Origin of the sequence: Ochrobactrum sp. BTU1, assembly GCA_018798825.1 — a bacterium.
In the GTDB taxonomy this organism is placed as follows: domain Bacteria; phylum Pseudomonadota; class Alphaproteobacteria; order Rhizobiales; family Rhizobiaceae; genus Brucella.
This window is the reverse complement of sequence record CP076354.1, coordinates 1,310,144-1,321,932: the sequence shown is the minus strand read 5'-3', so window position 1 is coordinate 1,321,932 and position 11,789 is coordinate 1,310,144. Positions and strand designations below refer to the sequence as shown.

Below are 11,789 nucleotides of genomic sequence, written 5' to 3'. Positions count from 1 at the left end.
AAAAGGAGCAATGCTTATGAGCTGCTGGCTGACGGTTATCGGTATTGGTGAGGACGGGCTGGCGGGTCTTGGAAAGAACGCTCGCGACGTACTCAACCGTGCTGATGTGATTTTCGGCGGCAAGCGGCATCTGGCCTTGCTCAATCCTGACGTTGAAGCCGAGCAGATTTCATGGCCGTCACCGTTCGATAATGCATTTCCAATGATTCAAGCCCAACGCGGCAGGCAGGTTGTGGTGCTGGCTAGCGGTGATCCGATGTTCTTTGGCATGGGTGCATCGCTGAGCCGTCATTTCTCGACACGGGATATGCAGATCATCCCGTTTCCATCGTCATTGTCGCTGGCCGCAAGCCGTATGGCGTGGCCTCTGCAAGAAGTACGCATAGTCAGCGTGCATGGTCGTCCGTTTGAATTGCTGGCACCGCATATCTTGCCGGGCGAGAAGATCCTCGTATTGAGCAATGATGGTACGACGCCTGCGAAAGCTGCAGCACTTCTAAAGGCCAAAGGCTTTGGCCAAAGCCGTGTGACGGTTCTTGAACATCTCGGCGGAACAAAGGAAAAATCTATCAGTGACAGTGCTGATGGCTGGTCACATGAAAACTGTGCCAATCTCAATGTTTTGGCAATTGAATGCATCGCGGCGCCAGATGCGGTTGTTTTTTCACCTGTCAGCGGATTGCCAGACCATGCTTTTGAAAATGACGGGCAGCTGACAAAGCGCGATATACGCGCAGTGACGCTGTCACGGTTGCAGCCGCTGCCGCGTGAGCTTTTATGGGATGTAGGTGCTGGTTGTGGCTCGATTGGCATTGAATGGATGCGTGTTCATCCTTCTTGTCGGGCTATCGCAATCGAAGCCGATGAAACGCGGCAAGCGATCATTGAGCGCAACGCGCATGCTCTGGGCGTGCCCGGTCTGCAGCTTATGAAAGGTGAAGCGCCGGATGCACTTGATGGTCTCGAAGCACCGGATGCGATTTTCATTGGTGGTGGTGTTACAGATGCGGGCGTGATCGAAGCTTGCTGGAAAGCCCTAAAGCCCGGAGGGCGCTTGGTTGCTAATGCCGTCACATTGCAAAGCGAAATGCAGCTTTTCAACTGGCGTAAGCAGCATGGCGGCGAGCTGACAAGGCTGCAGGTTGCGCAAGCAGGCGCGCTTGGTTCCTATGATGCATGGCGTCAGGCACTGCCCGTCACAATTTATTGCGGCGTTAAAGTTAAATGATGACTTGAACCCTCATGTTAAATTCGGGTATGGCTGGCTCACATTCCATGATGAGGAGAACAGGCATGTCCGAATTGAGCCTGAACGCCAGCACACGTTTCACCGTCAACAATCCATCTCGTATTCTTGATCAGGTTCTCGATCATTTCGTCGAACATGCTGATGTAGAGCGGCAGGAAAACAGTGCGCGACTTGTGTTAAGCTTCGGACAGGCTGATGTTCAGTGGGACAAGGACGCAGTATCGGTCGATGTGAAAAGCCGTGACGAAACTGGCCTAGCCTATATGAAATACTCCATCGTTGAACATGTGATGGAATTTCTTGAAAAGGGCAGCCCAAAGCCTCGGATCGTCTGGGAAGGTGACGGTGCAGCAGGTCTGCCACTGCCTTACTTCCGCGAAATGCAGGTAGTTGCCGTCAGCAATGTTACGCCGCACATGCGCCGTGTCCGCCTGAAGGGGAACGAACTTGCGCGCTTTGCCCATACGGGTTTACACATTCGACTGCTATTCCCACCAAAAGATCTCGCTACGCCGCAATGGCCCGTGTCCGGTGAAGACGGTCGCCCCGTCTGGCCGGAAGGCGAAGCCAAGCTCGCGACCCGTGTTTACACGATCCGCCAGATTGATGCTCAAGCTGGCTGGGTCGATATCGACATGGTTGTTCATGGTGATGATTGCGATGCGCCGGGTTCCGGTTGGGCTATAAGCGCCAAGCCGGGCGATATTGTTGGAATGACAGGGCCGGGCGGTGGTGATGCTGCTGCCGATGCGAACTGGTATCTGTTGGCGGGTGATGAAACGGCTCTGCCAGCAATCGGGCGTATTCTGGAGCGTCTTCCAGAAGGTGCCAAAGCTGTCGTGCGCATTGAAATCGACAGTGATGCGGAAGAGCAGGTCATTCAATCGCGTGCTGACGTTGATCTGCAGTGGCTACACCGCAAAGGTGCTGAAGCTGGAACCACGACGCTTCTGCAGGATGCCGTACGCGCCGTTGAACTGCCCGAGGGCGAAGAGAGCATCTATGTGTGGGCGGGATGTGAATTCAACGCATTCAGGTCCATCCGCACCTATATGCGTAAAGAGCGGAATATTCCAAAGGATAAGCAGCTGATCGTTGCCTATTGGCGCCGTGGTCTGGATGGCGATAGTGCACGCCGCGGTGCAGACGACTAAAGTACCAACCGTGCATTGATTTACAGCGTTTCCAACGATTCATTCTTAATTGGAACTGCTGTAAGCCGGTTTTATCCGACGTGCGTTTCACGCTTTTCAGAATGGCTATTGAAAAAGGGGACCTTTTGGTCCCCTTGTTTTTAGCGCCTGAAGCCTTCACTGGCGGTCATCAGGTTCTTTGTATAGTCAGCATTGATATTGCCGCTGACAAGATCACCGGCTTCAAGCTGCTCGACAACTTCACCGTTGCGCATAACGGCCAACCGATCACACATATGCGTAACGACTGCGAGATCATGGCTGACCATAACGAATGTCAGCTTACGGTCGCGCCGCACTTGTTCAAGCAGGTTGAGTACCTCAGCCTGCACAGAGGCATCGAGCGCAGATGTAGGTTCGTCGAGAAGCAAAATACTTGGCTCGATGATGAGTGCGCGTGCAATGGCGATACGCTGACGCTGACCGCCCGATAGCTGGTGCGGATAGCGGAAACGGAAGCCTGAACCCAGGCCCACCTCATCAAGCGCGCGAACGATGCGCTTTTCTGTATCACCTATGCCATGCACTGCAAGCGGTTCAAGCAGCAGGCGATCGACCGTCTGACGTGGATGCAGAGAGCCGTAAGGGTCCTGAAACACCATCTGAACATTGCGGTAGAACGCTTTGTCGCGCGGTGTCTTAAGTGGCTTTCCGTCAATACGGATTTCACCGTCGTCGACAGGTGCAAGCCCGGCTACTGCACGCAGAAGCGTGGATTTACCGGAGCCGGACTCGCCCACCAGTCCATAAGATTCCCCGCGTGCGACATCGATGCTGACCGATTTGAGCGCGTGGAATTCGTCGAAAAATACGTCGATCTTGTCGACGCTGAGAGCTGGTGCGGTGCTCATAGACGCCATGCCTCCTCACGCTGCAAGGTGGGTAGCGGATGGCGGTCAGCTCCGAGTTTGGGCATGCAGTTCAGCAATCCTTGCGTATAAGGGTGTTTCGCATTTGCAAGATCACTTGCCGCAAGTTCCTCAACGATCTTACCAGCATACATGACGATGACGCGGTCGCAGAAGGACGATACGAGACGCAAATCGTGGCTCACGAAGATGAGGCCCATGCCGCGCTCTGCCACGAGCTTGTCGAGAATGCCAAGCACTTCGAGCTGAACTGTCACATCAAGTGCAGAGGTTGGCTCATCTGCGATCAGCATTTCCGGTTCCGCGACCAGCATCATAGCGATCATGACGCGCTGTCCCATGCCGCCCGAAACTTCGTGCGGATAGAGTTTCATCACGCGTTCAGCATCTCTGATCTGTACGGCTTCCAGCATGGCAATTGAACGAGTGCGGATTTCCGAACTCGAAAACTTGCCATGTGCTTTCAGCGTTTCCGCGATTTGCTTGCCGATAGTCATGACAGGATTGAGCGAATATTTCGGGTCCTGCAACACCATGGCAACCCGGCCGCCGCGCAAGGCGCGACGTTCACGAGGTGACGCATTGAGAAGATCGATTCCGTCAAATTCAAGCTTCTTGGCGGTGATCTTCGCGTGCGGTGGGGTAAGCCCCATGATCGCGCGTCCGGTCTGCGATTTGCCGGACCCGGATTCACCAACGATCCCGAGACGCTCGCGACCAAGCGTAAAGCTTACGCCACGTACTGCTTCAATCGCACCTGTACGGGTAGGGAAGGTGACGCGGAGGTCTTCAACTGTCAGAAGTGGCTTCATTGGTTGTTACCCCGCGGATCGAGTGCATCACGCAGGCCATCGCCAAGGAAGTTGAAGCCAAGGCTGACGACAAGAATCGCAATACCCGGCATGGCTGCCACCCACCACTGGTCGAGAATGAAGCGACGGCCAGAAGCAATCATTGCGCCCCATTCAGGTAATGGTGGCTGCGCACCAAGGCCAAGGAAACCAAGGCCCGCTGCCGTCAGAATGATGCCAGCCATATCAAGCGTTACTCGTACAATCAGCGAAGATGTGCAGAGCGGCATCACATGGCGCAGAATGATGCGGAAAGGTGACGCGCCCATCAGACGCACCGCGGAAATATAATCCGAGTTGCGAATGGTTAGAGTTTCAGCGCGTGCAATACGCGCGTAGGGCGGCCATGAGGTGATCGCGATTGCGATGATGGCGTTTTCAATGCCCGGTCCCAAAGCTGCGACAAAGGCGAGTGCCAGAATGAGCTTCGGGAAAGCAAGGAAAATATCGGTGATGCGCATGAGAACAGCATCGACCCAGCCACCGGCGTAACCAGCAACTGTACCGACGAGAAGGCCGATAGGCGCAGCAATGACGGCAACCAGCAAGACGACGTAAAGTGTCAGGCGTGAGCCATAGATAAGGCGTGAGAGAATATCACGTCCCTGATCATCGGTGCCAAGCAGATAGCCCGGTGTGCCCGGAGGCAGCAGACGAGCATTGGCCAAGTCGCCACTATAAGGCGAATGCGGTGCCAGTACATTGGCGAAGGCTGCAACGAGCAGCAATGCAATGATGATGAGCAGGCCGAGAATGGCTAGCTTATTGGCCGTAAAGCGGCGCCAGACCATGTAAGAACGGCCGAGGCGTGCCTGCATACGCGATTGCGGACGCTCGGAGAGCAGCCAGTCGCGCCACGAAAGATTGGATGTTTCTGTCATTTGGCTCATCGTGCGCGCGTCCTTGGATCGAGAAGCCGATACAGCAGATCGGATACGAGGTTGAGCGCGATAAAGACCGACCCGATGATGATTGTGCCACCGAGGACGGCATTCATGTCAGCATTTTGAAGCGAGTTGGTGATGTAAAGACCAAGACCCGGCCACGAGAAGATCGTTTCGGTCAAAACTGAGCCTTCAAGCAAGCCTGCATAGGAAAGCGCAATCACCGTCACGAGTGGCACTGCTGCATTGCGAAGAGCATGGCCCCATATGATGCGGGTTTCCGAAATGCCTTTCGCGCGTGCTGCAACGATATATTCCTGTTCAAGCTCGTTGAGCATGAAGGAACGCGTCATGCGGCTGATATAGGCCAGGCTGAAATAGCCAAGCAGAGCCGACGGCAGAATGAGATGCGAAACGATGTTGCGCAGTGCTTCCCAATCGCGCTGGATGATCGCGTCGACAAGGTAAAAGCCAGTGATCGGCGTGAAGGTGTATTCGAACGTGATATCGATGCGTCCGGGGCCAGACGTCCAGCCGAGGCGCGCATAGAAAATCAGAAGTGCGAGCATACCGAGCCAGAAGATTGGCACAGAATAGCCGACAAGGCCGATCACGCGTACGATCTGGTCAATGATGCTGCCGCGCTTGACTGCCGCCAGAACACCGAGCGGAATTCCGAGCAGGGCGCCGATGATCGTTCCAATGGTTGCGAGTTCCATCGTTGCTGGGAATACGCGGCGAATATCAGTCATGACCGGATTTGTGGTCAGTACCGATGTGCCGAAATCGCCTTGCAAGACACCTTTCACATAAAGGTAGAACTGCTGGTAATAGGGGAGGTTGAAGCCCATCTCTTGACGCACGCGCTCGACCACATGTGCGGGTGCGCGGTCGCCGACAATGGCGAGAACCGGATCAATCGGCACAACGCGGCCGATGAAAAACGTGACGGCCAGAAGGCCGAGATAAGTGGTAATAACGATGACCAGAAAGCTGGCAATCGCTTTAGCGATGGAAGAGGAGCGCCGTCGGGCGCCCCTCTTTTTAGTTACAGTTGTTGTCGTGCTCAATTGTCTGACCGTTCTTCAGATCAGTCTTTGCTGATCGGTGCGAGGAAGTTCGAGTCGAATGTCGGGCCGAGCTTGTAGCCCTTCACACCGCCACGAACGCCGGCAACTTCGGTCTGCTGGAACAGCATTACGAATGGGCTCTGATCAAGAGCTTCCTGCTGAAGCTTCTGATAGATTGCGGCGCGCTTGTCGTTGTCGCGTTCCAGAAGTGCAGCCTTGGTTTCCTCGGTCAGTGCAGGAATGTCCCATGCATTACGCCATGCGAGCGTCTTGTTGGAAGCATCGTCGCCATTGTCCGGGTTGGACGTGAAGGCTTCAGCATTGGAGTTTGGATCCCAATAGTCCATGCCCCACTGGCCGATGTAAAGATCGTGGTTACGCGCGCGATACTTGGTCAGCGTCTGCTTACCGTCGCCCGGAATGATCTCGATCTTGACGCCAGCCTTGGCGGCGGACTGCTGGAAGGATTCGGCAATGCCGGTCACAGGCTGTGTGTTGCGAACGTCGAAGGTGATCGAAAGACCGTCCTTGAGACCAGCTTTTTCGAGCAGTTCCTTCGCCTTTTCAACGTCGAGCTTGTAGGGGGCAGCGTCAAGAGCGCCGAGAACACCCTTTGCCTGATAGGTCTGGCGAACTTCGCCGATGCCCTTGATGAGAGTAGCGCCGATTGCATCGTAATCAACCAGATATTTGAAGGCTTCGCGAACTTCTGGCTTAGCCAGGTTCGGATTTTTCTGGTTGAGCGAGATATAATAAACGGTACCCTTTGGAGCACTGGCGACGGCCAGATCCTTGTTTTTCTGAACTGCTTCCAGATCGCCCGGCTCAAGATTGCGTGCGACATCGACGTCACCCGATTCAAGCATCAGACGCTGCGTGGCGCTTTCCTTGACGTGACGATAGAAGACGCGGGCGAGCTTCGGCTTTTCGCCATAGTAATTGTCGTTGCGTTCCAGAACGACAACTTCATTGGCGCGCCAGTCACGGATCTTGAATGGACCCGAACCTGCATAGCCGGTCTTGAGCCATGCTGCGGCATAGTCGGTTTCGTACTTATAATCGTCAGTCGGAGTGACCTTTACAGAATGCTCTTCAAGCAGCTTCTGATCCACAACCGCGCCAATCGTAGCGGTGAGACAGTTCAGCACGAAGCTTGGAGCATAAGCCTTGTCGACCTTCAGAACGAAGGTGGTGTCGTCAACCGCCTTGGCATTTTCCGTGACGTTTTCACCATTGAGACCGAACTGGGTCAGAATGAACGCCGGGCTCTTGTCGAGACGAACAGCGCGTTCGAACGAGTAAGCCACGTCCTTTGCAGTCAGCGGGTTGCCGGAAGCAAACTTGATGCCCGGCTTCATCTTGAACGTGTAGGTGAGGCCGTCATCAGAAATGGTCCAGCTTTCTGCCACGCCCGGCACAACTTTCGATGTGTCGTTGATGTCGAGACGAACCAGCATGTCATAGGCGTTGCCGATGAATTCTGCTGGCGAAAGTTCGAAGGATTCGGCCGGATCGAGCGTGATGGTGTCATCGATAGCCCAAGCCTGAACGAGTGTATCGGCCGGCGTTGCCGACAATGCCGGATTTGCAGCCATAACTGCAGCAAGAGCTGCACCGGCTGCAAGAATACGAAAACGTCCGAAATGCATCATTTTAGTTCCCTTTCTGTCATTTTGTTTTGGGATTTTGTTATCGAGCGATCAGGCTGCTTCGTGCCAAGCCTGTTTAAGCACTCTTATCCAGTTGTCGCGGCAAAGCTTCGCGAGTTCATCTTCACTATAACCTGCTTCCCGCAGCGCCGTGACGAGATTTTGCGTACCTGCTGCATCACCGATTTCGTTTGGAATGGTTGCGCCGTCGTAGTCAGAACCGAGCGCCACGCAATCGATGCCCATGCGCTCAACCATGTAATCTACGTGGCGTACCATATCTGAAAGCGGTGTATTTGCATTCTCGATGCCATCGCTGCGCAGCATGGTGGTTGCGTAGTTGAGACCGGCAAGGCCTTTACTGTCACGGATCGCATCAAGCTGACGATCTGTCAGATTGCGTGCGACAGGGGTGAGAGTATGTGCATTGGAATGGCTGGCAATAAGTGGCTGATCGCTCAGCTTTGCCACATCCCAAAATCCTTTTTCGGTGATGTGCGCGAGGTCGACGAGGATGCCTTTGCGATTGCATTCCTTGACCAAACGTTCACCGGCTTCTGTCAGGCCGGGACCTGTGTCAGGGCTCATAGGGAATGCAAAGGGTACGCCATGCGCGAAAATATTGTTTCGGCTCCAGACCGGGCCGAGCGAGCGCAGTCCTGCGGCGTAAAAGACGTCTAGTGCTGCCAGATCGGCGTCAATGGCTTCGCAGCCCTCCATATGAAGAACTGCCGCGAATGTGTCGCTCGTCAGTGCCTCGTCTAATTCTTTGCCGTTGCGGCAAAGTTTCCAGCCACCAGCTTCTTCGAGGCGGAGTGCCAGCGAAGCAAATTCAAGAGCGATGTCAAGAGATGGAGCGCGTTCCAGTGGAGGCGAAAGCGGCGTTTCGTAATGTCCGTTCTGATCTGGCTTACCCAGTTTGATATGGTGGCCAGATGGGATGTAGATGGCGCAGATACCGCCAGCCAGACCGCCCTTGAGTGAGCGGGGGCGATCTATGTGGCCAATCGACGTGCCGTCGATGAATTCCTTGATTGGGTCGCCACCATTGCGCTGGTTTTCCCAAAGACGCAGAAGGACATCATTATGTCCGTCAAAAACGCGCTGCATTTTCCATTCCTAGCTGAACGGCGAAGATATGTCTCGCCACCCAATTGAAAGCCGGTTCCCAATAGGGATTCAACGCTGCCGGAATTCACTTGAGAATTACTGGTGATGAGCGTCCCACTCGAACCGTTGATATATAAGAAGTTGGGAGCTAGCGAAGTCAAGTGGCATGAGGGGTGGCACGATAGCCGCTGCAGCCTTTCCAGCCTGAGAAATTGTGCAAAAGAAAAGGCTGCGCCGGTAAGCGCAGCCTTTTGTGCAAAAGCAGAATGAGCTTATGCGAAATTGGACTGAAGTGTCCTTCGTCAAGAATCAGAAGCGGTAGTTTACACCGGCCTTGATCGAATGATTCTTCAAATTGTTCGTCTGGCTAACGCCATTTACCTTCGACTTCACATCGTTGAAGCGCTGGAAGTCATATTCAGCCTTGATGGAAATTGGACCAGAAAGTGCCTGTTCAACGCCTGCACCGATCAGTGCTCCGCCTTCCCAGCCTGGAGCGGACGTGGTTGCATCCTTGGCCTTGAACTTCGTTACGCCATAGCCAGCAGTGCCGTAAACCAATGTTTTGTCGAAAGCATAGCCGACTTTGCCCTTGGCATTTGCATTCCAAGACTGCTGGAGGCTGCCGCCATTGCCGATACGATGTTCAGCTTCTGCAAAGTTACCCTCGAGCTCACCACCGAAAACAACGTTACCGCTCTGCATATTTTTGCCGACAACCGCGCCACCAAGGAAGCCAGTACGGTTCGTGAATGGGCCAGGAACGCGGGACGACGAAGCGCCGATCTGTGCGCCGACGTAGTTGCCCGACCAGTCATGAGGACCGGATGCAATCGGCTCGTTGTAGGTGTAATCCGCGCCGCCCATCATGTCAGCAGCAAAGGACGGGCCAGCAAAGGCAACGATTGCGGCACCGAACGCCGCGGCGATGTAAGAACGCTTCAACATTTTTTACTCCAGTTTTCCCGCCGAAAACGCTGACGAGAAATATACTTTAACTCTTATGACAGGGGCGGATTTGAAGCCCCTTGAACTATTCGCTTCGTCGCTTGTGATTGTGTCTAAATTTAAGAAAATTCGAGCTAATTTGTAGAGGTAAGCCCGCGTTTCCGTTCCTATGCTTAATGAATGGTAACCATTCACAGGTCCGAGAATAGAGCATTTCCAGTTTTGATTGAGTTATTGGAAATGTACTGTTCATTTGTTTCTACGCGCATCTTTTTCCGAAAGCCGCTTCGCATTTTTAGAGATGCGCTCTAAATCAGTTTCAGGCCTCGCATACTAATATGGCCGTGCTTGCCGATAATGATGTGGTCGTGGACCGAGATACTCAAAGCTTTGGCCGCATCGATCAGAAGTTTCGTCATGTCGATGTCAGCCCGCGATGGGGTTGGATCGCCAGACGGATGATTGTGAACGACGATTATCGCGGTTGCAGAAAGCTCCAGTGCTCGTCGTACGACCTCGCGCGGATAGACTGGCGTGTGATCGACCGTTCCCTGTTGCTGCACTTCGTCTGCGATGAGGCGATTTTTCTTGTCTAGGAAAAGCACGCGGAACTGCTCTCGCGTTTCATAGGCCATTGCGGTCGTGCAGTATGCGATTACTTGGCTCCATGAGCCTAACACTTCGCGCTCCATCACCATGCTACGTGCGGAACGTTTGGCTATTGCCTCAACTATTTTGAGTTCAAGCGCTATGGAAGGGCCAACGCCCGGTGTTTCGGCAATAAGTTTTTCGGGTGCACCAAGAACTTCGGCGAGAGAGCCAAAACGGGTAAGCAAAGACTTTACGATCGGTTTGGTGCCGGCCCGCGGAATAACGCGGAACAGAAGAAGTTCGAGCAATTCATAGTCCGCGAGCGCATCTGATGCCGCCTTGAAGCGCTGGCGAAGCCTGTCACGGTGGCCCAAATGGTGCGGCTTTTCGAGCCGCAGGCCGATCTGAATGCCTTCATTGAATCCGGGGAGGTCTAAACTCCCCGTTTTTTTATCTTTCGGTGCCATTCTGTTTAAACCCCCGCAGAAACAGACAGACAATATCTAACTACGCTTACCGCATGGATGGCGGGCCAAAAACATTCTTTGGTGACAGTGTGAATATTTCACAGCCATCTTTAGTAACGCCGACAGTGTGTTCGTATTGTGCCGTCAGCGAACGGTCGCGTGTAACTGCCGTCCAACCATCCGACAGCACTTTCACGCCCGGCTTGCCCAGATTGATCATTGGCTCGATCGTGAAGATCATGCCTTCCTTGATTTCGACGCCTTCGTTGACAGTGCCATAATGCAGAATGTTCGGTGCATCATGGAAAAGCTGACCAACGCCGTGGCCGCAAAAATCGCGCACTACAGAGCAGCGCTCGCCTTCGGCATAGGTCTGGATGGCTGCTCCAATTGCGCCGGTTTTTGCACCGGGTTTTACCGCAGCAATGCCGCGCAGCAGGCTCTCATAGGTAACTTCCAGGAGGCGTTCTGCCGCACGCTTGATTTCACCTACCGAATACATGCGGCTGGAATCGCCGTGCCAGCCATCGAGCAGATAGGTTACGTCGATGTTGACGATGTCGCCTTCACGGAGAGGCTTATCGTCCGGAATGCCGTGGCAAACGACGTGATTGATTGAGGTACAGGTCGATTTTGTATAGCCGCGATAATTAAGTGTCGCCGGGAAGGCGCCATTATCCATGCCGAATTCAAAGACGAAGCGGTCGATTTCATTGGTCGTGACGCCCGGCTTGACAATGTCATTCAATGCATCAAGGCAACGAGCGGTGAGGTTACAGACCTTGCGCATACCTTCAAAGGCGTCCGGGCCATAGAGCCTGATCTGCCCAGTATATTTCATCGGTGCGCTCGTCGCTTCGATATAAGTCACCATTTCGATCCGTCTTTCTCAAGCGCTTTAAAATCCG

General features: G+C 53.9%; 11 protein-coding genes. 2 read left to right on the top strand and 9 right to left on the bottom strand.

Annotated features, from left to right (window positions below; translation table 11 throughout):
- Positions 1-16: 16 nt before the first annotated feature.
- Together cbiE and KMS41_06440 are read left to right on the top strand one after the other, a co-directional pair.
- Positions 17-1,228: a precorrin-6y C5,15-methyltransferase (decarboxylating) subunit CbiE gene (gene cbiE / locus KMS41_06445; GenBank protein QWK76769.1), complete on the top strand. Its 1,212-nt coding sequence runs from the start codon at positions 17-19 to the stop codon at positions 1,226-1,228.
- 65 nt (positions 1,229-1,293) lie between these two features.
- Complete coding sequence (locus KMS41_06440) at positions 1,294-2,403, top strand: siderophore-interacting protein (GenBank protein QWK76768.1); 1,110 nt, start codon at positions 1,294-1,296, stop codon at positions 2,401-2,403.
- A gap of 140 nt (positions 2,404-2,543) precedes the next feature.
- Here the strand turns inward: KMS41_06440 and KMS41_06435 are convergent, their stop codons facing one another.
- The 9 genes from KMS41_06435 to map form a co-directional block, all read right to left on the bottom strand.
- On the bottom strand, positions 2,544-3,293 hold the full coding sequence (locus KMS41_06435; GenBank protein QWK76767.1) for an ABC transporter ATP-binding protein: 750 nt from the start codon (positions 3,291-3,293) through the stop codon (positions 2,544-2,546).
- Positions 3,290-4,123 (bottom strand): ABC transporter ATP-binding protein, encoded by an 834-nt coding sequence (locus tag KMS41_06430; GenBank protein ID QWK76766.1) that lies wholly within the window; start codon positions 4,121-4,123, stop codon positions 3,290-3,292. The genes KMS41_06435 and KMS41_06430 overlap by 4 nt, the downstream gene beginning before the upstream one ends.
- A complete protein-coding gene (locus KMS41_06425; protein QWK76765.1) occupies positions 4,120-5,052 on the bottom strand; it encodes an ABC transporter permease in 933 nt (310 codons plus the stop codon). The genes KMS41_06430 and KMS41_06425 overlap by 4 nt, the downstream gene beginning before the upstream one ends.
- Entirely contained in the window at positions 5,049-6,116 is a 1,068-nt protein-coding gene (locus KMS41_06420; protein QWK76764.1) for an ABC transporter permease, read from the bottom strand. Before KMS41_06420 ends, KMS41_06425 begins: the two co-directional genes overlap by 4 nt.
- A gap of 20 nt (positions 6,117-6,136) precedes the next feature.
- Complete coding sequence (locus KMS41_06415; GenBank protein QWK76763.1) at positions 6,137-7,768, bottom strand: ABC transporter substrate-binding protein; 1,632 nt, start codon at positions 7,766-7,768, stop codon at positions 6,137-6,139.
- A 48-nt stretch (positions 7,769-7,816) separates the two neighbouring features.
- Positions 7,817-8,875, bottom strand: coding sequence for a dipeptidase (locus tag KMS41_06410; protein QWK76762.1), 1,059 nt, complete (start codon positions 8,873-8,875; stop codon positions 7,817-7,819).
- Positions 8,876-9,184: 309 nt separating this feature from the next.
- Positions 9,185-9,823, bottom strand: coding sequence for a porin family protein (locus KMS41_06405; GenBank protein QWK76761.1), 639 nt, complete (start codon positions 9,821-9,823; stop codon positions 9,185-9,187).
- Between the two features lie 308 nt (positions 9,824-10,131).
- Positions 10,132-10,881 carry a DNA repair protein RadC gene (gene radC, locus KMS41_06400; GenBank protein ID QWK76760.1) on the bottom strand — a complete coding sequence of 250 codons (750 nt, stop codon included), beginning with the start codon at positions 10,879-10,881 and terminating at the stop codon, positions 10,132-10,134.
- 46 nt (positions 10,882-10,927) lie between these two features.
- Positions 10,928-11,755, bottom strand: a complete 828-nt coding sequence (gene map / locus KMS41_06395; GenBank protein QWK76759.1) for a type I methionyl aminopeptidase — start codon at positions 11,753-11,755, stop codon at positions 10,928-10,930.
- Positions 11,756-11,789 lie beyond the last annotated feature (34 nt).